This is a genomic window from Glaciimonas sp. OK215, assembly GCF_057787885.1.
Genome location: NZ_CM173544.1, coordinates 533,515 through 557,843, shown reverse-complemented (window position 1 = coordinate 557,843; position 24,329 = coordinate 533,515). Strand labels below are relative to the sequence as shown.

General features: G+C 58.5%; 17 protein-coding genes. 8 read left to right on the top strand and 9 right to left on the bottom strand.

The window, feature by feature from the left end:
- Nucleotides 1-83: 83 nt before the first annotated feature.
- The 6 genes from lpdA to AC3CHX_RS02535 form a co-directional block, all read right to left on the bottom strand.
- Nucleotides 84-1,856 (bottom strand): dihydrolipoyl dehydrogenase, encoded by a 1,773-nt coding sequence (lpdA, locus tag AC3CHX_RS02560; RefSeq protein ID WP_488642544.1) that lies wholly within the window; start codon nt 1,854-1,856, stop codon nt 84-86.
- 150 nt (nt 1,857-2,006) lie between these two features.
- Complete coding sequence (locus tag AC3CHX_RS02555; RefSeq protein WP_488642543.1) at nt 2,007-2,573, bottom strand: MFS transporter; 567 nt, start codon at nt 2,571-2,573, stop codon at nt 2,007-2,009.
- Nucleotides 2,574-2,673: 100 nt separating this feature from the next.
- Nucleotides 2,674-4,317 (bottom strand): dihydrolipoyllysine-residue acetyltransferase, encoded by a 1,644-nt coding sequence (aceF, locus tag AC3CHX_RS02550; RefSeq protein WP_488642542.1) that lies wholly within the window; start codon nt 4,315-4,317, stop codon nt 2,674-2,676.
- A 209-nt stretch (nt 4,318-4,526) separates the two neighbouring features.
- Nucleotides 4,527-7,223, bottom strand: coding sequence for a pyruvate dehydrogenase (acetyl-transferring), homodimeric type (aceE, locus tag AC3CHX_RS02545; RefSeq protein WP_488642541.1), 2,697 nt, complete (start codon nt 7,221-7,223; stop codon nt 4,527-4,529).
- Nucleotides 7,224-7,613: 390 nt separating this feature from the next.
- Nucleotides 7,614-8,231: a glycerol-3-phosphate 1-O-acyltransferase PlsY gene (gene plsY / locus AC3CHX_RS02540; RefSeq protein ID WP_488642540.1), complete on the bottom strand. Its 618-nt coding sequence runs from the start codon at nt 8,229-8,231 to the stop codon at nt 7,614-7,616.
- 359 nt (nt 8,232-8,590) lie between these two features.
- On the bottom strand, nt 8,591-9,640 hold the full coding sequence (locus AC3CHX_RS02535) for a LacI family DNA-binding transcriptional regulator (RefSeq protein WP_488642539.1): 1,050 nt from the start codon (nt 9,638-9,640) through the stop codon (nt 8,591-8,593).
- Between the two features lie 286 nt (nt 9,641-9,926).
- Between AC3CHX_RS02535 and ppc the strand changes: the two genes are divergently transcribed.
- Nucleotides 9,927-12,680 (top strand): phosphoenolpyruvate carboxylase, encoded by a 2,754-nt coding sequence (gene ppc / locus AC3CHX_RS02530; protein ID WP_488642538.1) that lies wholly within the window; start codon nt 9,927-9,929, stop codon nt 12,678-12,680.
- A gap of 77 nt (nt 12,681-12,757) precedes the next feature.
- Here the strand turns inward: ppc and AC3CHX_RS02525 are convergent, their stop codons facing one another.
- Complete coding sequence (locus tag AC3CHX_RS02525) at nt 12,758-13,789, bottom strand: phosphotransferase family protein (RefSeq protein ID WP_488642537.1); 1,032 nt, start codon at nt 13,787-13,789, stop codon at nt 12,758-12,760.
- A gap of 47 nt (nt 13,790-13,836) precedes the next feature.
- Nucleotides 13,837-14,793, bottom strand: a complete 957-nt coding sequence (locus tag AC3CHX_RS02520; RefSeq protein ID WP_488642536.1) for a C-terminal binding protein — start codon at nt 14,791-14,793, stop codon at nt 13,837-13,839.
- Between the two features lie 413 nt (nt 14,794-15,206).
- On the opposite strand from AC3CHX_RS02520, the gene AC3CHX_RS02515 reads away from it, so the two are divergent.
- From AC3CHX_RS02515 to AC3CHX_RS02485, 7 genes are all read left to right on the top strand, one after another.
- Nucleotides 15,207-16,217, top strand: coding sequence for a porin (locus AC3CHX_RS02515; RefSeq protein ID WP_488642535.1), 1,011 nt, complete (start codon nt 15,207-15,209; stop codon nt 16,215-16,217).
- A 120-nt stretch (nt 16,218-16,337) separates the two neighbouring features.
- Nucleotides 16,338-17,069, top strand: coding sequence for a transporter substrate-binding domain-containing protein (locus AC3CHX_RS02510; protein WP_488642534.1), 732 nt, complete (start codon nt 16,338-16,340; stop codon nt 17,067-17,069).
- Between the two features lie 114 nt (nt 17,070-17,183).
- Nucleotides 17,184-18,371: an acyl-CoA dehydrogenase gene (locus AC3CHX_RS02505; RefSeq protein WP_488642533.1), complete on the top strand. Its 1,188-nt coding sequence runs from the start codon at nt 17,184-17,186 to the stop codon at nt 18,369-18,371.
- Nucleotides 18,372-18,385: 14 nt separating this feature from the next.
- On the top strand, nt 18,386-19,135 hold the full coding sequence (locus AC3CHX_RS02500) for an electron transfer flavoprotein subunit beta/FixA family protein (protein WP_488642532.1): 750 nt from the start codon (nt 18,386-18,388) through the stop codon (nt 19,133-19,135).
- Between the two features lie 101 nt (nt 19,136-19,236).
- A complete protein-coding gene (locus tag AC3CHX_RS02495; protein ID WP_488642531.1) occupies nt 19,237-20,166 on the top strand; it encodes an electron transfer flavoprotein subunit alpha/FixB family protein in 930 nt (309 codons plus the stop codon).
- A gap of 207 nt (nt 20,167-20,373) precedes the next feature.
- Nucleotides 20,374-22,017, top strand: coding sequence for an electron transfer flavoprotein-ubiquinone oxidoreductase (locus AC3CHX_RS02490; protein WP_488642530.1), 1,644 nt, complete (start codon nt 20,374-20,376; stop codon nt 22,015-22,017).
- 60 nt (nt 22,018-22,077) lie between these two features.
- Nucleotides 22,078-22,950 carry a 3-hydroxybutyryl-CoA dehydrogenase gene (locus AC3CHX_RS02485; protein ID WP_488642529.1) on the top strand — a complete coding sequence of 291 codons (873 nt, stop codon included), beginning with the start codon at nt 22,078-22,080 and terminating at the stop codon, nt 22,948-22,950.
- A 37-nt stretch (nt 22,951-22,987) separates the two neighbouring features.
- On the opposite strand, the gene AC3CHX_RS02480 is transcribed toward AC3CHX_RS02485, so the two are convergent.
- Nucleotides 22,988-24,205: an amino acid ABC transporter substrate-binding protein gene (locus AC3CHX_RS02480; RefSeq protein WP_488642528.1), complete on the bottom strand. Its 1,218-nt coding sequence runs from the start codon at nt 24,203-24,205 to the stop codon at nt 22,988-22,990.
- Between the last annotated feature and the right edge of the window lie 124 nt (nt 24,206-24,329).

Below are 24,329 nucleotides of genomic sequence, written 5' to 3'. Positions count from 1 at the left end.
TTGTGCCGGGGAACCCGGCACAACGTTTTTTTTACTTCACCTGCACCGCAAACCCGGACATGGCCGAATTCAAGGTCGGGTCATTACTTCTTCTTCGGTGGGATAAACAAGTCGGTAATCACTCCCAGGCCCATTTCAGCCGCAAACATCGGCGTCTCGGACAAGGTTGGATGCGCATGGATAGTCAACGCCAGGTCTTCCAGATCGGCGCCCATTTCCATCGCCAACACGGTCTCTGCCAGCAACTCACCGGCATTCACGCCGACGATACCGGCACCGATGATGCGCTTGGTGCTTGGGTCCCACAGCAATTTGGTGATGCCATCGTCACGGCCCATTGCCAATGCGCGGCCGCTGGCGGCCCATGGGAAATTGGCTTTTTCGAACGGGATGCCTTTGGCTTTGGCTTCCGTTTCGGTCAGGCCCATCCACGCGATTTCCGGATCGGTGTAGGCCACTGACGGAATCGTCATGGCGTCGAATGCGACCTTATGGCCGGCGATGACTTCGGCCGCCACTTTGGCTTCGTTGGTCGCCTTGTGCGCCAGCATCGGATCGCCGCAGACGTCACCGATCGCATAGATATGGGGGACGTTGGTGCGTTGCTGTTTGTCGGCCGGGATGAAGCCGCGTTCGGTGACGATCACGCCGGCTTTTTCGGCAGCGATTTCCTTACCGTTTGGACGACGGCCAACCGCCACCAGGACCATGTCGAACAGTTGCGGTTCGGTCGGGGCGCTGGTGTTGCCTTCCGCGCCTTCGAATGTCGCGCGCAAACCTTCCGGCAATGCTTCCAGTTTGGTGACTTTGGTTTTCAGGTAAATCGCTTCGTAACGCTTTTCGATACGCTTTTGCAGCGGCTTGACGATGTCGCGGTCCGCAGCGGGAATCAGGCCGTCAAGGAATTCGACGACGGTGACTTTGGAACCGAGCGCATCGTATACGCAGGCCATTTCCAGACCGATAATACCGCCGCCGATCACCAGCAATTTCTTTGGAATCTGACGCAGTTCGAGCGCGCCGGTCGAGTCGATCAGGCGCGGATCGCCATACGGGAAGCCGGGAATCTGGGCGACCGAAGAGCCGGCGGCGATGATCGCGTTCTTGAACGCAACAACTTTCGCGCCTTCCGCCGTTTGCACGGTGATCGTGTTGGCCGAGCTGAACTCGCCCTTGCCGGTGAGTACCTGCACTTTCCGTGCCTTGGACAGGCCGGTGAGGCCGCCGGTCAGCTTTTTGATGACGCTTTCCTTCCAGCCGCGCAACGCATCGATGTCGATTTCAGGCGCCGACATCTTGACGCCGAAATGCGCCATTTCTTCCGCTTCGGTAATCACCTTGGCGGCGTGCAGCAATGCCTTCGATGGAATACAGCCGACATTCAGACAGACACCGCCGAGGTCAGGATAGCGTTCGATCAGCACCACTTTCTGGCCCAGATCGGCAGCGCGGAAAGCGGCGGTATAGCCGCCCGGCCCGGCGCCCAACACCACGGTGTCGCATTCGACATCGGCGCTACCCGAGAAGCTGGCGGCAGCAGGTGCCGCCTGCGGGGCGGCAACCGGAGCAGGTGCCGCTGCAGCCGGTGCGGCAGGTGCCGCCTGAGCTGTACCGGCGGCAGCCGCTTCCAGCATCAGAATAATCGAACCTTCAGCGACTTTTTCGCCGACCTTGACCTTGATTTCCTTGACCACACCGGCGTGGCTCGATGGAATTTCCATGCTGGCCTTGTCCGATTCAACCGTGATCAGCGACTGGTCGACCTTGACGGTATCGCCAGCTTTGACCAGCAGCTCAATGATTTCAACTTCCTTGAAGTCGCCGATATCCGGGACCTTGACTTCGACCATACTCATAGGGTTTGCTCCATTCTTATCTTCCCGCACAGGGAGTGGTAGTAGTCGCTCCGCTTTACCTAGCCGAGCCTGTTAGCTTGTTACCGCAGGCAGGGAGGATCACGCTACGCGCATCCGCCCTGCTTCTTTCTTGTTGTCCCGCAAGTCTTGTCACTGCATCGCGAAACTGTGAATCCGCAATGGCGCCGCAGAACTCTTGTCGAACTCGACGCCGGCCTGTACCCCGATCTCGGCAATCTGATGAGCACTGATGGCCTGATCGTAGACCGCGTACATTGCCCCCAGCGCAAAATTACGACCGCTGCCGATACCCCAGAAACGATCAAAGCTGAACACTTCGCGATACGAATAGATGCCGAAAATACCGTATGGATTGGCGATCAGCGCGGTGATTTGCGATGACTCATACGGATCGTCGTCGTCTTCCTTGGTGTTCAGAAAATATTGTTCTTTAAGTATCATGTGGACCCGGGAAAAGGTTTCAAAAACTTCTTCACGGCTGTCCAATTTGCACTCATCCGCCATGCTCAGCATCAACTTGCGCATCACGGGGAAATGCGCGGCGGTTCCTGCCAGGGTAATGTAGGAATTGCCGACCTGAAAAATCTTGTTGTTGGCTTCATAAGCGTGCGACAAGCGGGTATCGCCGAATGTCACCAGCGAATCCGAGGCAATCGCGATCTGGTTATCTTTCTTGACGACGACGCAGGTAGTCATGGCTGTTCTCCATCAGGATGGGACCGGTCGAAAGATGAGAAGACGTTTCTCACCTTCCGCTTTGAACGACCTTTTTAGCACACGCTCTTAAAGCACGCTTTTACAACAAGGTTTTGCGCATATCGGCCAGGACTTCGCCCAGATAGACGCTGAAACGCGCGCCCATCGCACCGTCGACCACACGGTGGTCGTAAGACAGCGACATAGGCATCATCAGGCGCGGCACGAACTGCTTGCCGTCCCAGACCGGTTTCATCGAGGCCTTGGACAAGCCCAGAATCGCCACTTCAGGCGCGTTGATGATAGGCGTAAATGCGGTGCCGCCAATCCCGCCCAACGAGGAAATGGTGAAGCTGGCGCCCTGCATGTCCGGCCCCTTCAGCTTGCCGTCGCGCGCTTGCGCCGACAGGTCGCCCATTTCCTGGGCGATCTGCGCAATGCCTTTCTGGTCGGCATTTTTGATGACCGGCACTACCAGGCCGTTAGGTGTATCTGCGGCGAAACCGATGTTGTAGTACTGCTTCAGGATCAGGTTTTCGCCAGCGCCATCAAGCGACGCATTGAACGCCGGGAATTTCTTGAGTGCGGCGACACTGGCCTTGATCACGAACGCCAGCATCGTCAGCTTGACTGTCGATTTGGATTTGGCGTAAGCAGCGTTGGCGTCCTTGCGGAATTCTTCCAGATCAGTGACATCCGCTTCGTCGAATTGGGTGACATGCGGAATCATGACCCAGTTGCGATGCAGATTCGGGCCGCTGATTTTCTTGATGCGCGACAGCGGCAATAATTCGGTGCTGCCGAATTTGGCGAAGTCGAGCGATGGCCATGGCAGCAAATCGAGTCCGACGCCGCTGCCCTTGCCTGCTGCGCCGGCAGCAGCGCTCGGCTGCGCGATGGCGCCCGAGACCACGCCCTTGACGTAAGCCTGTACATCTTCTTGCAGGATACGGCCTTTGGGACCGGTGCCGGCGACACGGCTCAAATCGACACCGAGTTCGCGCGCAAACTTGCGCACCGATGGCGAGGCGTGTGGCACGACGCCGCTGGCAGTGGCGACGGGTGCCGCTACGGCCGGCGCTGGAGCAGGCGCTGCGGCGGGAGCCGCCGCCGCAACCGGGGCGGCAACGGCTGCCGGGGCTGGTGCCGCGCTTGCTGCCGGAGCTGCGCCGCCAGTGGCTTCCACCACCAGTATCAGCGCACCTTCGCTCACCTTGTCGCCTACCTTGATTTTCACTTCCTTTACGACACCGGCCTGGGTCGAAGGAATTTCCATGCTGGCCTTGTCGGTTTCCAGTGTCGCGAGCGACTGGTCGATCTTGATCGTATCGCCGACCTTGACCATCACTTCAATCACTTCGACGTCTTTGACGTCGCCGATATCCGGGACCTTCACCTCGACCAGTCCTGCCGGTGCGGATGGTGCAACCGCAACTGCTGCTGCCGGGGCTGGCGCAGTTGCCGCGGCTGGTGCGGAAACCGGTGCTGCCGGCGCAGCGGCTGCGCCGGCAGCTTCCAGTACCAGAATCAGCGAACCTTCACTGACTTTGTCGCCGACCTTGATTTTCAATTCTTTGACGACACCGGCCTGGGTTGACGGGATCTCCATGCTGGCCTTGTCGGTTTCCAGTGTCGCGAGCGACTGGTCGATCTTGATCGTATCGCCGACCCTGACCATCACTTCAATCACTTCAACGTCTTTGACGTCGCCAATATCCGGGACTTTCACTTCTACCATACTCATCGCTTAGCTCCATTCGTTCTACTCGCTGCCAATCGCGCAACCGGCCGGGAAGACCGGTGACGCGATCCATGCATGCAAGGTAATTTTTAGTCTTGCCTGGTATTTTCCAATGTGCCTGAAAAAGACAACCAGTCGCAAGGTCGTGGAAAGTACGTTAGTACAATCAGACCTTGCCGCCTGGTTATCGCCATTCGGCGCATCGGAAGTGCTTATTGTGTGACCGGATTCAGCTTTTCAGGATTGATACCATACTTGGTAATGGCTTCCGCGACAACCGAGCTCTTGAGCTTGCCTTCATCAGCCAGTGCCTTCAGTGCGGAAATCACCACAAAGTAGCGATTCACTTCAAAGAATTCACGCAACTTGGCACGCGTATCGGAACGTCCGAAGCCGTCGGTGCCCAGTACCTTGTAAGTCCGGCCATTCGGCACGAACGCACGAACTTGCTCGGCGTAGGTACGCATATAGTCGGTCGAGACGATGATCGGGCCGCTGGTGTCGTTCAGGCATGCAGTAATGTGCGCTACCCGTGGCGTCTCGGTAGGATGCAGCATGTTCCAGCGTTCGACGTCCTGCCCATCGCGGGCCAGCAGTGTGAACGACGGTGCCGACCAGACGTCGGCATCGATGCCCCAGTCTTTTTCCAGCAATGCGGCGCCTTCGATGACTTCGCGCAGAATCGTGCCGGAACCCATCAGTTGGACGCGCTGCTTGTTTTTCTTGCCGCCTTCCTGCAGCAGGTACAAGCCCTTGATGATGCCTTCTTCGCTGCCTGGCTTCAGACCCGGATGACTATAGTTCTCATTCATCAATGTCAGGTAATAGAACACATCTTCCTGGTTGGTGACCATGCGCCGCAGACCGTCATGCATGATGACGGCAACTTCGTGCGAGAAGGTCGGATCGTAAGGGACGCAATTCGGAATCGTCGAGGCGATCAAATGGCTGTGGCCGTCTTCGTGCTGCAAACCTTCGCCGTTCAAAGTGGTGCGGCCGGCAGTACCGCCAATCAGGAAGCCGCGTGCGCGCATGTCGCCCGCCGCCCAGGCCAGATCGCCGATACGCTGGAAACCGAACATCGAGTAATAGGTATAGAACGGAATCATCACGCGGTTGTTGGTCGAGTACGAAGTCGCCGCGGCGATCCATGAGCTCATGCCGCCGGCTTCGTTAATCCCTTCTTGCAGAATCTGGCCGGCTTTGTCTTCGCGGTAGTACATCACCTGGTCTTTATCGACTGGCTCGTAGAGCTGCCCGACCTGACTGAAAATACCGATTTGACGGAACAGGCCTTCCATGCCGAAAGTACGCGATTCGTCGACCATGATCGGCACGACGCGCTGACCCAGGCTCGGATCGCGCAGCAAGGTGGTCAAAATCCGCACATACGCTTGCGTCGTCGAGATTTCACGGCCTTCGGCGGTCGGTTCCAATACGGCTTTAAACGATTCCAGCGGCGGCACGATCAATTCTTCGTCGGCTTTCATGCGACGCTGCGGCAGATAACCGCCAAGGGCTTTGCGGCGCTCGTGCAGGTAAATCATTTCCGGGGTGTCGTCGGCTGGCTTGAAGAACGGGACTTCCGCGAGCTTGTCGTCCGAAATCGGCAACTGGAAACGGTCGCGCATGGCGCGGATCGCTTCGTCGTCCAGCTTCTTGGTGTTGTGCGCCGTGTTACGCGCTTCGCCCGACTTGCCGAAACCGTAGCCCTTGATACTCTTGACCAGCAATACGGTCGGCTGCCCTTTGTGTTCCTGTGCCACTTTGAATGCAGCGTAAATCTTGTGCGGGTCATGACCGCCACGGGTCAGGTGCCAGATATCGTCGTCCGACATCTTGCTAACCAGTTCCAGCAATTTTGGATGCTTGCCGAAGAAATGCTTACGGACGAACGCACCATCCTTGGCTTTGTAGTTCTGGTATTCGCCATCGACGGTATCCATCATGACTTGTTGCAGGATGCCTTCTTTATCACGTGCCAGCAGATCGTCCCAACCGGCGCCCCAGATCACTTTGACCACGTTCCAGCCGGCGCCGCGGAAATCCGATTCCAGTTCCTGGATGATCTTGCCGTTGCCGCGTACCGGGCCGTCCAGGCGTTGCAGATTACAGTTGACGACGATCACCAGATTGTCGAGTTTCTCGCGGCCGGCCATACCGATCGCGCCCATCGATTCCGGTTCGTCCATTTCACCATCGCCGCAGAATGCCCATACTTTGCGATTGGCTGTGTCGGCGATGCTGCGTGCGTGCAGGTATTTGAGGAAACGCGCCTGATAGATCGCCATCAACGGTCCCAGACCCATCGATACCGTCGGGAATTGCCAGAAATTCGGCATCAGCTTCGGATGCGGATACGACGACAAGCCTTTGCCATCGACTTCACGGCGGAAATGCAGCATTTGCTCTTCGCTCAGACGGCCTTCGAGGTACGCACGCGCATACACGCCTGGCGATGAATGGCCCTGGATGTACAGCAGATCGCCGCCATGGTTCTCGGAAGGAGCGTGCCAGAAATGGTTAAAGCCTATGCCCAGCATATTCGCCAGCGACGCAAAGCTCGACAAATGGCCGCCCAGATCGCCATCCAGACGGTTGGCCTTGACCACCATCGCCATCGCATTCCAGCGCATCCATGAGCGCAGGCGCTCTTCGTATTCCAGGTTGCCCGGGCAATGTTCGCCGAGGTGCGCCGGGATGGTGTTGACGTAAGCGGTATTGCTGGAGAACGGGATCTGCGCGCCGCGACGACGTGCCAGATCAAGCATGCGCTCCATCAGATAGTGAGCCCGTTCCGGCCCTTCGGTTTCGATGACGGCTTCAAGTGCATCTAGCCATTCTTTGGTTTCGATGACATCTGGATCGTTGGTGGCTTGCGCCAAAACCTGGTCGAGCTGGGCTGACATGCTGAGTCTCCTGAGTTGTTTAAACGCTTTGCACCGATCTATTTTGGCACCGGATGGAAAAGCGGGCTTGCATCAATGTGGCAAAAAAAACGCACCTATGAACGGGCAATAGAGGCGATGCGGCAAATTCTAACAGAGAGTTTTTGTACTTTCAAATGGTGATATGCGTTTTCATAATGCGATATTATGCTGCGAAGCAACATATTCATGCTTAAAAAATGGACATTACTTAACCATCGATGATTCTTCTCGAATTAACTTTGGATCAAAAGAAGACAAACAGGACCGTGACGCATCGCAACAATGCGCCACTGATGTGGCATTTCAGAACAGAAACGCGTATGTAAAAAAACAACAGGAAATGAATATCAGGTAAAAAACCTGATGCGCTTAAGCGCTATTGCCATTTTTCTTGGCCCCGATGCGGGATTCCTTACCCGCCAGCAAATTGCCGATATTCCTGGCATGCCGATACATCAGCAAGGCGCTCATGATCACGATGGCCAGCAAAATGACGTCAGGACCTTCCATCAGCGCATAAAAGAATGGTGCGAACAGACTTGTCACCAACGCTGCCAGCGATGAGTAGCGAAACGCGTAGGCAATAATCGCCCAGGTCGCCAGTGATCCGAGCCCCAGCAACGGATTGATGCCAATCAGTACGCCAAACATGGTGGCCACGCCCTTGCCGCCAACGAAGCGGAAAAATACCGGCCACAGATGGCCCAAAAAGACGGCGACTGCCACCAGCGCAATACCGCCGTCTTCAAGGCCATATTGCGGTCCGAATTTTTGCGTCAGCCACACTGCCAGCCAGCCCTTGAAGCCATCGCCAAGCAAAGTCAGCGCCGCCGCGGCCTTGTTCCCGCTACGTAATACATTGGTGGCGCCGGGATTTTTGGAACCGTAGGTGCGCGGATCCCCAAGTCCGAACAATTTGCTGACCACTACCGCAAACGAGATCGAGCCGATCAAATACGCGGCAATCGTAAATAAAAGTGTATTCATTCTTTTCTTTCTTTTCGTTTTCCAGGGAAGCTGCGGGCATTCGCCTGCGCTCAATCTTCCAACGCGCAAGTCACTGCTTGCGCCTGCAAATTGTACTCGACGAACACTTGGCGACCGACACGTCCAGAGTTAATTCGAAACCTCTCCAAGCAATGGTCAGGGCAAAACGGAAATAGCGCCACACCGCATGGCTTATGACTCCGGCTGGATGGCGAAAACCGCTGTAAATAGTGGAATTCGGCATTCCGCCATTTTATGAAATTTTCGGATGAATTGCCAAGTTGACAGTACCCTGGAGACATTGACGGGTACGGGGGGCATCGGGGGCGTTCGGAAAGTGGAGTGGTATAGGCTGGCGCTTAGCCAGCCACCTCGCCAAGACGCACGTCAAGGCCGGCATCAGTCGGTTCGACGCGCCGCGTGCTGCCGCAAACGACGAGCGTCGGTGGCGAGACCGAGCTGTACGGAGCGGCGTTGGCAGACTTCTGCTTTATCTGGTGGACAAACCAGAGCCCGCACGCGGTAGCCAACTCGGAGACCGGGAGCCGCACCGTCGTCAGACCCGGTCCCCACCAACGAAACGCCGGCTCGTCACCAAAACCGACAACCGATAGCTGCTCGGGGACGCGAACGCCACTGGCCAAAAGTTCTTCGAGAACGCCAAATGTATGCTGCACCGAGCCCGTGACAACCGCAGTGGGCGGGGCGGGGAGCGCAAGAAGGCGACGCAGCGCATCGCGCGCGAAATTCGTCGATCCCGGGACGCCGAGCTCTTCAAACCCATGACAGGCTGTCTCGCTACCGGCGAGAGCGTCACGAAAGCCCTTCACGCGTGCTGCGCCAGTAGGCAGTTCGGCCGAACTGCCGATATAGGCGATGCGGCGGTGGCCGAGTTCAACGAGGTGCTTCGTTGCTTGATATAGCGCCTGTACATCGTCGATTCCGAACCACTGATCACCCAGAGAGGGGTGCTTGCGCAGCAGCTGAATGTGCGACGTCATTCCGAGCAAGCGCACTGAATCCGGGTGTGGCCGGGCACTGGGCACGATGATGATGCCTGCAACATTGACGCTCGTAAGCTCGCGGATGTGGCGCAGCTCGACCAGCCGGTCGTCATCGGTTTCAGACAGTGTAAGTTGCAAGCCTTCCTGTGCGAGGCATTTCGACAACGCATGCGCGATGGTGGAGTAAAAACTATTCCGGATGTCCGGAACTATCAAGCCCACCAGGTTGCTCGACACGCCGCGCATCATGCGTGCTGCGTGGTTGGCGACGTAACCCAATTCGTTTGCAACTTCCAGCACCTTTTGCTTCATTGCGCTGCTGATGCGCGAATCATCGGCTAACGCCCGGCCCACGGTGGAGGGGGAGACCTGCAGGCGAGCGGCGATGTCTTTAATCGTGACCATATGGGGCGGTTCTTCCAAGAATGGGACAAACGATAGCACAAATTCATGGCGCCATCAAGAGGATACAGCTTCGCTGCAAGTCGCGTGTTCTGCCGCAGTATCTCGGCACGAACAAGGAGATTGACACATCCAGCCAGGTAGTTTTAGAATTTAAATGAATGCTAACGTTAGCATTCATTCCAAGGTTTCGCATGAGCTGAAATCCGCACCCCACTGACAACAGGGGCGAGGCTGCTATTCGGCTCTTGCCGTTTAACCTTTCATTTAGCCTTTCATTCTTACAGACATGTACATTCTCGATCAAGACAAGGACTCCTTGCTGCAGGAAGACATTCGGCAACTTGGCCGAATACTCGGCGACACGATTCGCGCACAACATGGTACGGAGGTCTTTGACCTGATCGAAAACATCCGCCAGCGCTCAATACGCTTTCGGCGGGACCTCGACACCGGGGCGCGCGCCGAACTGGAAGAGACACTGCTTTCTCTTTCACCGGAACAGACAATGCAGGTAATCCGCGCGTTCAGTTACTTTTCACTGCTTGCCAATATCGCCGAGGACCAACATCACATCCGACGCACGCGCGCGCATGCGGTGGCCGGGTCGCCGCCGCGCAAAGGAAGCATGGCGCATGCTGTCCAAAACGTGCTCGACGCCGGTATCTCAGGACAGGACCTCGTCGAATTCTTTCAGCGTGTGATGGTAAGTCCAGTGCTGACCGCGCATCCAACCGAAGTCCAGCGCAAAAGTGTCTTGAACTGCCAGATGGTGATCGCGCGCCTGCTTGACGAGCGCGATCGCATGCAGTTGACATCCGACGAGGCCGCGGAGAATGACGACGCGCTGCGCCGCGCCATCCTGACACTCTGGCAGACGCGCATGTTGCGCAGGACCAAGCTGTCGGTACTGGACGAGGTCGAGAACGGCCTGTCCTACTTTGACCACACAATGCTGCGGGAACTGCCGCATCTCTACGCCGGACTGGAAGACGTCCTCTCCCCTCTTTCCGCGAGCAGCGACCCGATTGCCTTGCCAAGCTTCATGAAAGTCGGGAGCTGGATCGGCGGGGACCGTGACGGCAATCCATTCGTGACCGCGGAGGTACTGGAACAGGCACTGCGCATGCAGTCCGAGCGCGCCTTCAACTTCTATGCCGGGGAATTGCGGATTCTGTCTTCGCAGCTGTCGCTCGCGCAAGGCCTGGTGAACTGTTCTGCGCATCTCGATGCGCTTGCCGCGCGCTCCTCCGATCAATCTCCACATCGTGCGGATGAGCCATACCGGCGTGCGATCGACGGCATTCTTGGACGGGTCTTGAATACACGTCAGGCGCTGGCTACGGGCGCCACTGCACATAGCGAAGACTGTTATCACAACGCGGAAGAATTACTGAACGACTTGAACGTCATTCACCGCTCCCTTGCCAGCAACGGATCGGCCGCACTGACGCGCGGCAGGCTCCGGCATCTGCGCAGGGCGGTGGACGTGTTCGGATTCGGTCTTGCACCGATCGATCTTCGGCAAAATGCCGATATACATCAGCGTGTCGTTGGCGAATTGCTTGAAGTTGCGCGCCCGGGCACCGCGTATCTCAGCCTTGATGAAGACGCTCGAATTGCCCTGCTGCTGCAGGAGCTCGAATCCTGCCGTCCGCTGGCATCGCCGCACATTGCTTACTCCGGCGAAACCTTGTCGGAACTGGCAATTTTTTCTGCGGCACGCCGTGTGCATTTGCAATACGGTCGGGATGTGATCCGCAACTTCATTATCTCGAAAGCCGATGGTGTGTCGGACGTTCTTGAGGTCGCCGTCTTGCTGAAGGAAGTCGGCTTGCTGCGTCCTGCGGAAGCCATGCTTGACGTCAATATTGTTCCTTTGTTCGAAACCATTGAAGATTTGCGGCGCAGCGCGGCGGTGATGGGACGGCTGTTCAGCCTTGCCGGGTACAGGAAACTGCTCGCGTCTCGCGACGACACTCAGGAGGTAATGCTTGGCTACTCCGACAGCAACAAGGATGGCGGCTTCCTGACATCCGGCTGGGAATTGTACAAGGCGGAAACCGAACTGGTTAAAGTGTTCCGGACGCATGCAGTGAAGTTGAGGCTTTTCCACGGGCGGGGCGGTTCGGTCGGACGAGGCGGCGGCCCGAGCTACGAGGCAATACTCGCGCAACCGGCCGGTACGGTGCAAGGACAGCTCAGGCTGACCGAGCAGGGTGAGGTCATTACAGCCAAATACGCCAATCCTGAAGTTGGACGACGCAATCTTGAAGTATTGGCGGCCGCCACACTGGAAGCAAGCCTGCTTTCTCATTCAGGAAAAGAGCCGGAGTCGGCTTTCCTGTCGACGATGGAAGAACTGTCGCGCGGGGCATTCTCCGCCTATCGTGGTCTGATCTATGAAACGGAGGGATTTGAAACCTATTTCTGGGAATCGACCGTCATTTCGGAAATCGCGGGACTCAATATCGGCAGTCGCCCGGCCTCGCGCAAGAATAGTCGTTCAATCGAGGACCTGCGCGCGATACCCTGGGTGTTCAGTTGGGCTCAGTGCCGCCTCATGCTGCCCGGCTGGTTCGGCTTCGGTACGGCGGTGCGGACATTCCTCGAAGGCAACAAGGTAGCGCGGGCAGCGCGGCTCGACTTGCTGCAAAGCATGCACAGGCAATGGCCGTTCTTCAGTACTTTGTTGTCGAATATGGACATGGTGCTGGCAAAAAGCGATATCGCCATTGCCAGCCGCTACTCGGCTCTGGTGGAGGATGCTGCATTACGCGAGCGCATTTTCTCGCGCATCCGTACGGAACATGCAGCAACGATCGACGCCTTGAAAGCGATTACCGGACAAACAGAATTGCACGATGGCAATCCTCTGCTCAAGCGCTCGATTCGGAACCGCTTTCCCTATCTCGATCCCTTGAATCACGTGCAGCTGGAACTATTGCGCCAGTTCCGCGACGGTCATCAGGACGAGCGCATACGGCTTGGCATTCATCTGTCGATCAACGGCATCGCGGCTGGTTTGCGCAATAGTGGGTGAAATGCAATAGCGATAGTCCGGACGAGACAATCAGAGGAAGGCGATTAACCCAGGAGCCTGTCGTCATTCACTGATTATCAAAGTGCATGGCCCTGGCCTGCGAATGCGTCCAGCCACGCTGCGGCAACGAGACAAAGGCATTCGACCGGACGGTGCAACAGGGGAATGGCGACCGCGCGCACCTGATCGCGCTGGTGTTCTTCGGTCAGGTATTCCACTGGCGATTTGCCGTCGACCCGCGCCAATAACAATGCCGGCAGCAACTCGGCCGCGCGTGCCTCCAGAGCTGAACGAAGTTCCCAATCCGCCTCGTCGAAATAGGCTTCGGTCAGTGCTTTGAAAGAAGCAATCAGCACATCCCGCTTTTCCGGATGCACGAGGCATTTCAAGAGCAAGTGATTCAAGCAGAATGCGAGGTCAAAGGCAGGGTCGCCGAACCAGGCGCACTCGGCGTCCAGCAGTACGGGCCCCTTGGGGCCGACAAGAATGTTCTTCGGACTGACATCGCCGTGCACCAACACCGCGCGTATACCGGCGGTGCGCTGCGCCAGTTGCCGCAACCTGGAAAGCAATGCCGGATGCCGGACCGACGTGGCAAGCAGATAGGGGGCCAGGCGCAACGCATGAAAATTGTCGCCGGTGTCGAACGCTGCGGCAAGTTCGCTGCTGCCGGCGCTTGCCGCGTGCAGGCGGCCAAGAAGGTGTCCAACCGCGCTTGCGGTCTCGACCGCTATCTCCCCGGCCATCAGTTGCTGCTTCCAGACCGGATGTTCATCCGGCTGCAGATACGACATGGCGAACACGCCGGCCTGCGGGTCATGCGCAAGAGGTCGCGGCACGTTGTCCGGACAGTGCTGTGAAGCAAACTGTATCCAGGCCCATTCGTAGGCATTGCGCGACACCGGCGCTTGCCAGTCGGCCGCGACCTTGAGTTTGGAGAGTGCCCGCTTGACGCACAGCGAGCGTTGCGGGAGGTCGACACGCCAGATGTCGGACGACACGCCGCCGGTCAGTGCATGCCAGTGCGCGGTTTCGTCCGGGCGCGCGAGATTGTGCTCGACGAGAAAGGCATCAAGCAGCGGCTCTGGACAGGTCTGTTGGTTCATCATGGAATTGGAATGAATTGAATGAATGGAATGGGTTGAGGGAAGCGCGACTAGCGCAGGTTGCATGAATGCTGCGGCGCTTCGCCGCGCAGCACCCGCACAACCTCTTCGGCGGCACGCCTGCGCAGCTCCAACAGTGAAGCATCTGACGAAAATGCGACGTGCGGGGTAAGCATTGCGCCCGGGTGAGTGAGCAGTTCGGACGGGACGTTTGGCTCGGACTCAAGCACGTCGAGTGCGGCCGCCGATAGCTGACCGCTGTGCAATGCTTCGATCACCGCATCGGTGTCGACAACGGCGCCACGGCTCACGTTGATCAAGAGGCCGCCGGGACGCATCAGTGCCAGTCGCTCGCGGTTGATGAGATGGCGCGTTGCGTCATTCAGCGGCGCGTGCACGATCACGATATCACTTTGAGCGAGCAGCTCGGGCAGGCTGGCACACTGTACGCCGGCGCTGTCCGTTGACAAGTGCGGGTCATGCGCCAGCACGCGGCAGCCGAAGATGCCGAGCTTGCGCGCCGTGGCGCGGCCGATTCGCCCGAAGCCAATCAGCCCGCAGGTGAGCGAGGCCAGACGGCGCAGCTTCGCATCGGCGGGAATCCAGCGGCCGGCGCGTACTTCGCGATCGAAGAAGGCGATGCCCCGCGTCCATGCAAGCGCGAAACCCAGCGCATGGTCGGAGACTTCCTCGACGCAATAATCCGGCACGTTGGTGACCGGGATGTTGCGCGCGGCCGCGGCAGCGACCGCGATATTGTCGAGTCCCACACCGAGCCTTGCCACGATCTTCAGATCAGGGGCGGCCGCGATGGCCGCTGCCGACACCGTCGCCCAGCAAGTAAGGATGGCGGAAGGCCGGTGCTCGCGCACCAAAGCCTCAATTTCGGTTGCCGAAGACGGCGTTGCCGGCCCGCTGACAAGTCGCATGCCGGCGGATTCGACAATGCCGCGCTCCACGCTGTCGTCGGGCCAGGCGTAGTCAGTAAGCAAAACGGTGTCATTCATGGTGTGGTCCTCGCACTGTTGAAGTAGAAGCTGTTACGTATTTTAGGGCTACGAAGTAGCAGGTTGCCCGACAGGTTGCACGTCCTGTGCGCCGCGCAGTCGGCGGCGCAACCCATTTTGGACTACATCTTCGCAACTTTAGACTAACGTTAGCATAAGATGCTGAAGTTGCCAAGAGGCGATCACATAAGAAACCTGCCTCATTTCACCTATGTAACACGCATTTATACGCGCGCCATAATTCCTACTTATTTCATTGACAGACTTGGAAAAATGGTTTTAAACTTCAACTAATTGCTAACGTTAGCATTCATCAGCACCACCTGGAAGAGAAATCGCAGAACACCAGGCCGGCTTGATCAGCCAGCCGGTTTACCTTTTTTGATCACAACACAACACAAATAGGAGACAGCATGAAAAAGTACATTTACACGATTACCGCGGTTGCCGCACTCGGGAACGTAGCGCACGCGCAATCATCGGTGACGGTCTTCGGCATCGTGGACACGAACCTGCGCTCGGTGACGAATGGGGGCAACACGGTTAACCAGATGGGAACCGACGGGATGCTTAATTCCCGGCTGGGATTTCGCGCCGAGGAGGATCTCGGCGGCGGCATGAAGGCCGGCGCATGGCTGGAGACGGCATTCAATCCCGACACCGGCACGATCAATGCATCCGGCAAGTTCTGGCATCGTCGTTCCACCGTCAGCCTGTCAGGCGCATTCGGCGAGTTGCGATTGGGTCGCGACCTTGATCCGACGTTCTACAATCTGTCCATATTTGATCCATTCACCACGTGCGGTGTCGGTTCGGGGTTCAACCTCGCCACGAATCTTGGCAGCGGCGCAACAACCTTGCTTCGCACCGACAATGCGGTGAGCTACTTCCTTCCGCCGGATCTGGGAGGTGTCTACGGACAGTTCCAGGCGGCGCCTGGAGAGGGGGTGGCCGGGAATCGCTACACCGGCGGACGCGTCGGTTACCAAAGGGGCCCCTGGAACACCGCCGTCGCATTCTCGACCACCGGCACGGCGACGGCGGACAGCTTCAAAGTTGCTAACGCGGGCGTCTCCTACGATGCCGGGTTTGCCAAGGTAATGGTATTGTTCAATCAGGCAAAGTACGGTGCCAAGAAGCAGGCCAACTGGGAACTGGGCGTCACAGTGCCGGTAGGGGCCGCAGGCCTGGTGCGGGCCAGCTATCAGCGTGCAGACGCATCTGGCGCCGGTACCGATGCCAACGACGCAAAGCAGGTTGCGCTCGGCTATGTGTATCAATTGTCCAAGCGTACGTCTCTTTACGGAACCTATTCGCATTTGACGAACAGCGGTGCCGCGAGCTTCGCGGTTGGCACCCCGCCGGTTGCCGCCGCGGGCCGCGTGTCCAGAGGCTTCGAAATAGGCATCATGCACTCCTTCTGAAAGCGAGCTGCAATGAACTCCGATATCGACCGACGCCATCAGTATCCTCCTGCCGAACGCAAGGCAAGTCGGTGTTCGTGCGCCCTTTTGCTCCTGGCTTTGATGCCTTTTGGAAATGCCATGTCTATCGACCTCGTGCTCGCGCCGAGCGGAACCTTGCGCGCCGCCTACATTGTGGCTAACGTAGCTCAGGCCCGGCGCGATCCCCGCACAGGGGCCATTACCGGTGCAGTCGCTGATATAGCGCGTGAGTTGGGGCGCCGGGCTGGCGTCCCTGTGACAATCACCCCGCTTCCAACGGCTGCCGCTGTGCTGGAGGCAGTGCGCAGCGGCAGCGCGGACATCGGCTTTGTGGCGCCGAACCCCGAGCGTACCGGCGTAGTGCTTTTTTCGCAAACCTACATGCTGGTGCAGCAAAGCGCCTTGGTCCGTGCAGATTCGCCGCTGTACTCGGTGCACGAACTGGACATACCGGGCCAGGTGATTGGGGTAAACACCGACGACAGCGTAGGGGTATGGTTGCAACAGCGCTTGACCGCCGCGCGCGTGCGCGCCACGCCCGACTATACCTGGCAAGAACCTTTTCAGTGGTTGCAGGAAGGGACCGTGACAGCTTTCGCCGGCGGCCGACAGCGTCTGGCTTCAGGTGCACGGAACGTGCCGGAGCTGCGCTTGCTATCCGATAATTTCTATGGCGTGCCGCAAACCATTGCCGTTTCGTCGGACCGCCCGGATCGTCTGGCGAAGGTTGACGCGGCAATTAACGCCATGCGCGAGAGTGGTTTCCTGGCGGATGCCGTGAAGCGTAGCGGGGTAGACGGGCTGACGGCTGCGCCGGCAGAGGCGCCATAAGTATCATCAGCCTGCAAGTGCGTTTTTCGCACAAATGCGTGCGAACAATTCGTTTGTGGCGTTAGTCGTTGAATCGTACATTAGCCGCACGATAAACTTTTGAGTGAGTACGGAATGAGCTCCAAGCATAAATATGCCGCGTTCCAGTGGGATGACCCTCTGTTGTTGAACCAGCAGTTGAGCGACGACGAACGCATGGTGCGCGACTCGGCCCGTTCGTATTGCCAGGAGCGCCTCGCGCCGCGGGTGCTCGACGCGTTCCGGCGCGAACAGACCGACGCGGCGATCTTCCGTGAGATGGGTGATCTCGGCCTGCTCGGGGTGACGATTCCAGAGTCTTACGGCGGTGTCGGCTTCAACTCCGTCTGCTATGGCCTGGTGGCGCGCGAAGTCGAACGCGTGGACTCGGGTTACCGCTCCATGATGAGCGTGCAGTCCTCGCTGGTCATGGTGCCGATCTACGAGTTCGGCAACGAAGCCAGCAAACAGAAGTATTTGCCCAAGCTCGCCAAAGGCGAACTGATCGGCTGCTTCGGCCTCACCGAACCCAATCACGGCTCGGACCCTGGCAGCATGGTGACCCGCGCGAGGAAGGTCGACGGCGGCTACCAGCTCAGCGGCAGCAAGATGTGGATCACCAACAGCCCGATTGCGGATGTGTTCGTGGTCTGGGCCAAGGACGATGAAGGCGCGATCCGCGGCTTCGTGCTGGAAAAGGGCTGGAAAGGACTATCCGCGCCGGTCATCCACGGCAAGGTCGGTTTGCGTGCGTCGATCACCGGCGAAATCGTCATGGACGAGGTGTTCTGCCCCGAAGAAAACGCGTTCCCCGAGGTCCGCGGACTGAAGGGCCCGTTCACCTGCCTTAACAGCGCACGCTACGGCATCGCGTGGGGCGCGCTAGGCGCGGCGGAAGACTGCTGGCATCGCGCCCGCCAGTATGTGCTGGACCGCAAACAGTTCGGCAGGCCGCTGGCGGCCAACCAGTTGATCCAGAAGAAGCTGGCCGACATGCAGACCGAAATCACGTTGGGTCTGCAAGGGTGCCTGCGCCTCGGCCGCATGAAGGATGAAGGGTCGGCGACGGTGGAGATCACGTCGATCATGAAGCGCAATTCCTGCGGAAAATCCCTTGACATCGCGCGCATGGCCCGCGACATGCTTGGCGGCAATGGCATCAGCGACGAGTTCGGCGTCGCGCGGCATCTGGTCAACCTTGAAGTGGTCAACACCTACGAGGGCACGCACGATGTGCATGCCTTGATTCTGGGGCGCGCCATCACCGGCATCGCAGCCTTCTAGCTGAGGAGATGATCATGAAGGTACTGGTTGCTGTTAAAAGGGTCGTGGACTTCAACGTCAAGGTACGCGTTAAATCCGATGGCACAGGTGTGGATATTGCCAACGTCAAAATGTCGATGAATCCGTTTGACGAGATTGCGGTGGAAGAAGCCACGCGCCTGAAAGAAGGCGGCAAGGTCAGCGAGGTGATCGCGATTTCCTGCGGCGTCACCCAATGCCAGGAAACGCTGCGCACCGCGATGGCGATCGGCGCCGACCGTGCCATCCTGGTCGAGTCCGATGTCGAGCTGCAACCGCTGGCGGTGGCCAAGCTGTTGAAGGCGATTGCGGAGACGGAACAACCGCAGCTGATCATCCTCGGCAAGCAGGCGATCGATGACGATTGCAACCAGACCGGTCAAATGCTGGCGGCCTTGCTGGGCTGGCCGCAAGCGACGTTCGCCTCGAAAGTCGTGCTGGAAGACGACAAAGTGCTGGTCACGCGCGAGGTCGATGGCGGCCTGGAAACCCTGGCGTTGACGCTGCCGGCCATCATCACCACCGACCTGCGCCTGAACGAACCGCGCTACGTGACGCTGCCGAACATCATGAAAGCCAAGAAGAAAACCCTGGATGTGTTCAAGCCGGCCGATCTGGGCGTCGATGTCAGCCCGCGCCTGAAAACGCTGAAAGTGGTTGAGCCTGCCAAACGCAGCGCCGGGATCAAGGTGCCGGACGTCGCCACGCTGGTCGCCAAACTGCGTAACGAAGCCAAAGTCATTTAACACGTAGGGCGCAATAACATTGCGCCGAATGTGATCCACCATCGCCGGCATGCGGCGCAATGTTATTGCGCCCTACGAAATACCCCACATCAGGAGATACCATGACCGCACTCGTCATTGCTGAACACGATAATGCCACCCTCAAGGGCAGCACCCTCAACACCATCACCGCCGCCATCCAATGCGGCGGCGAAGTCCACGTCCTGGTGGCCGGCGCCAACTGCGGCGCTGCTGCCGAAGCCGCCTCCAGGCTTACCGGTGTGGTCAAGGTATTGGTTGCCGACGCCGCGCATTTCGCCGACGGCCTGGCGGAAAACCTTGCCGAACAGGTACTCGCCATTGCTTCTGCGTACTCGCACATCCTGGCTCCCGCCACCGCCTATGGCAAGAACATCCTGCCGCGCGTGGCTGCCAGGCTCGATGTCGGCCAGATTTCCGACATCACCAGGCTAATCTCGCCGGACACCTTCGAGCGTCCGATTTATGCCGGTAATGCGATTGCGACAGTGCAATCAAGCGACCCGGTAAAAGTGCTCACCGTCCGCACCACCGGCTTCGATGCCCCTGCCGCCGGCGGCAATGCCGTAGTGGAAACGATTGCCGCTGTTGCCGATTCCGGCAAGTCAGCGTTCGTGTCGCGTGACGTGGCCAAGTCCGACCGTCCTGAATTGACTGCGGCGAAAGTCATCGTATCCGGCGGCCGCGGCATGGGCTCGGGCGACAACTTCAAGCTCCTCGAACCGCTGGCGGACCGCCTGGGGGCCGCGATGGGCGCGTCGCGCGCCGCCGTCGATGCCGGCTTCGTGCCGAACGACTGGCAGGTCGGCCAGACCGGAAAGATCGTTGCGCCGCAACTATACATTGCCGTCGGTATTTCCGGCGCGATCCAGCACCTGGCCGGCATGAAGGATTCGAAGACGATCGTGGCGATCAACAAGGATCCGGAAGCGCCGATCTTCTCGGTGGCTGATTACGGCATCGTGGGCGACCTGTTCGAGGTCGTGCCGCAAATAGTGGCAGTACTTGGCTAGTCTGCAGACAACATGCATTGCGATATGCATGAACAAGAATATTTCGGAGAACATTTACGCATGTCCATTTTTAATTACTTCATGTTCTGCTTGCAGGAACAACACTGGCCCGCACCGGTCAGCGATAAGCAGTTGCCCGATGGCCTGTTCAGCGATGAACTTTGATGCGGCGGAGTGCCGTTTTTCCAATTCTAAAGAATGACTGTCATGCAACGTGAGTCAATGGAATACGATGTCGTCATCGTCGGCGGCGGCCCGGCCGGCTTGTCGGCGGCCATTCGCCTGAAGCAGCTGGCAGCGAAAAAAGGGTGCGAGGTCTCGGTCTGCGTGCTGGAAAAAGGCAGCGAAGTCGGCGCCCATATCCTGTCCGGCGCGGTGATGGACCCGATTGCGATGAGTGAGCTTTTCCCCGACTGGAAGGAATTGGGCGCGCCGCTCAATACCGAAGTCACAGAGGACCGCTTTCTGTTCCTGACCGCAAAGAAAGCGATCAGGACACCCGGCTGGATGCTGCCTGCCTGCTTCCGGAACCACGGCAACTATGTGATTTCTCTGGCCAATGTGGTGCGCTGGCTGGGCCGGCAAGCTGAAGCGCTGGGCGTGGAAATCTTCCCCGGTTTTCCGGCCGCCGAAGTACTGTTCAATGACGATGGCTCGGTACGCGGCGTGGCCACCGGCGACATGGGTGTCGACCGCCACGGCAACCCGACCGCCTCCTTTCAGCCCGGCATGGAACTGCATGCGAAATACACGCTCCTTGCCGAAGGTGCGCGCGGCCATCTCGGCCGGCAGTTGATGGCGAAATACGATCTGAACAAGAACAGCGATCCGCAAACCTATGCGATCGGCATCAAGGAATTGTGGGAAATCGATCCGAAGATGCATCAGCCGGGGCTGGTGATTCACACTGCCGGCTGGCCGCTAGCTGCGGATACCTATGGCGGGTCTTTCCTGTACCACCTGGAAAACAACCAGGTTGCAGTCGGCTATGTGGTGGGACTGGCTTACAAGAATCCTTATTTGTCACCGTACGAGGAATTCCAGCGCTACAAGACCCACCCGGAAATCCGCAAATTCTTCGAAGGCGGCAAGCGCATTTCCTATGGCGCCCGTGCACTGGCGGCAGGCGGCCTGCAATCCTTGCCCAAGCTGACTTTCCCGGGCGGTGCGCTGGTCGGTTGCGATGCCGGCTTCCTGAATGCCGCGCGCATCAAGGGCAGCCATGCGGCGATGAAAACCGGCATGCTGGCTGCCGAAGCGGCGTTTGCGGCATTGGATGAGAACCGCCGGCATGACGAGTTGACTGCGCATGAAGAAAGTTTCAAGTCGTCGTGGCTGCATGAAGAATTGCACAAGGCGCGCAACTTCAAGCCTTGCATGGCCCGTGGCTTGTACACCGGCACGCTGATGGTCGGGATCGACCAGGTGGTGTTCGGTGGCAAGGCGCCCTGGACGCTGCGGCACAAGCGTGCGGATCATGCATGCCTGCGGCCTGCATCGGAATTCCAGCCGATCCGGTACCCGAAGCCCGATGGCAAGCTGACGTTCGACCGCCTGTCCTCGGTGTTCATCTCGAATACCAATCATGCGGAAGATCAGCCGGTACACCTCAAGCTGCAATCCGGGGATATTCCTGTACAGATCAATCTGGCCAGCTATGCCGGGCCGGAACAGCGCTACTGCCCGGCAGGCGTATATGAATTCGTGAAGAACGATGCCGGGGACGAGCGCCTGCAGATAAACGCGCAAAACTGCGTGCATTGCAAGACTTGCGACATCAAGGACCCTATGCAGAACATCACCTGGGTCACACCGGAAGGCGGAGACGGACCCAATTATTCGAACATGTGACGAAAGAGTGCCGGGCGAAGCTCCGCTGCACATCAGTGAATCAACAACCCAAGACTAACCATGCAAATTCAAACAGTAGGAATTATCGGCGCCGGACAGATGGGATCCGGGATTGCGCAAGTCTGCGCGGCAGCCGGACTCAGGGTCCTTATACGCGACGTCAGCGATGCCGCACTGCAAAAAGGGCTGGCGACGGTTGCGGCCGGTCTTGACCGGGCAATCAAGAGCGGCCGATGTACAGAGGGAAAGAAACGAGAAATCCTGGCGCAAATTGAAGCGACCACCGATCTGTCCAGACTTGCCGATGCGGACTTCCTGATCGAAGCCGCAACCGAGAACCTTGCGCTGAAACAGAAGATATTGAAAGACCTGGAAGGCTTGGCGAAGCCCGGGAGCATCATTGCCACCAACACCTCGTCCGTTTCGGTGACCAAGCTCGCGGCAACGTTGACGCAACCCGAACGCTTCGTGGGAATGCACTTCTTCAATCCGGTTCCAGTCATGTCGGCAGTCGAAATCATTCGCGGCATGCACACCAGTGACGCGACATATGCAACGACCAGGCAACTTGCTTCGAAACTCGGCAAGACGCCGATCGCAGTGCGAAACGCGCCCGGCTTCGTGGTGAACCGGATCTTGATACCGATGATCAATGAAGCGGTATTCGCGTTGCAGGAAGACCTGGCGACTGCCGCGGAAATCGATGCAGGCATGATGCTTGGCGCCAATCATCCGATAGGACCGCTTGCACTGGCCGACCTGATCGGCCTCGATACTTGCCTGGCGGTGATGGAAGTGTTCTGCCGGGATTTCAATGATCCCAAGTACCGCCCGGCGCCGCTGCTGAAGGAAATGGTCGACGCGGGACTCCTGGGTAGAAAGACCGGAAAAGGATTTCACGACTATCCATCAGTAAGCACCGCTTCTCAATAAAGAAAACCCCTTCAGCAGGTATCCTGAGCCGGGTACCTCAGGAAGCGACGAAGGCAGTTCCCTGAGGGCGAAATTTGGCGGGCCATACAGTGACCCACGTTCCATTCTGTACCTGCTTTATTTTGGTATCGGTTGCACCGCTGTTGCACCTGCCGTCGAATCGGCGCGGTCCAAGTACGGTGTTTACCTGGTTGATCCAGAGCCATCCTGCCATGGCATTGTCGTCGAGACGGCGGACGGCGGTGGCGGCAGCTTCCAGTATCTGCCAGGCCGCGAACTCGGATGCGGCCTGGTAGTCGACATGCGGCCACGGCAGTCCGGCGGCCTTCGCGCGCTCGGTATAGAGCGCAATGAATTCGGCGGCGCCGGTATATTCAGTGAACGGCGCGTGCTCCTCGAACCAGGTGAGACTGGTCAGGCCATTGGCCTGGGAATGCGCAACGGTCGGACCCGGTGCCGGGAACAGGTAGAAGTGACGGCGCGGCAGGTAGTCGATGCGTTGCATGGCATCGAGCAATTGGGTGGCCTCCAGGCCGATGGCGCCCGACCACAGCAGGTCTGGATTGGCATCCTTGATGCGGGCGGCAATCCCGCCGAAATCGCGCGTGCCGAATTCGTACTCCAACGAGAGCACAGTCTTCAATCCGCGCCTGGCAGCCACCTCCTGCCCCCCTTTGGCAAGATCGAGCGCAGATGGGAACTTGCTCGTGATGAAGGCGATGGTTTTGGGCGGCGTGGGGGTACTGGCGTACGCATCGAGCAGCACCTCGGTATCGGCCGTGCGCGGATCGGGGCCGATCGGCAAGCTAGGGAACTGCATATAGTATGCCGCCAGTCTCGGATCCCCGAGGCTGCTCTGTATGAATAACTTGCCGAAGCGTTGCGCGACACCCATCGCGGCGGTGATCGCGCTGGTGCCATAGGGCCCCATCAACAGATCGACTTTCTCCGCGCTGATCAGGCGCTCGTACAGGGTGCGGGTATTGGCGGGCTGGGACTGGTCGTCGAGCAGCACCCATTCGAGCTTGCGGCCCAACAGTCCGCCGCGCTTGTTGATCAGGTCGACGAACACCTCGCCGGCGATCTTGTGAATGCCGCCCAAATTGGCGAGCGGTCCGGTAAGGGGAAGCGTGCCGCCAACCCGGATCGGCGCCTTGTTATCCTGCGCGAACGCCGGCAGGCCGAACGACAGGGCCAGAGCGCCGGCTCCTGCCAGCAACGCACGCCGCTGCTGTTGCAATTTTGTTTTGTTCATTAAACAGTCTCCTCCTTGAAGTCCCGTACAGCATAAAAAACAAAAGCCCTTGCCGGTGGCCAGGGCTTTTGCGCAGTCCATCAATCCGCCTGCCATTTCTCGATCACCGCTATAGGCTGGTCAG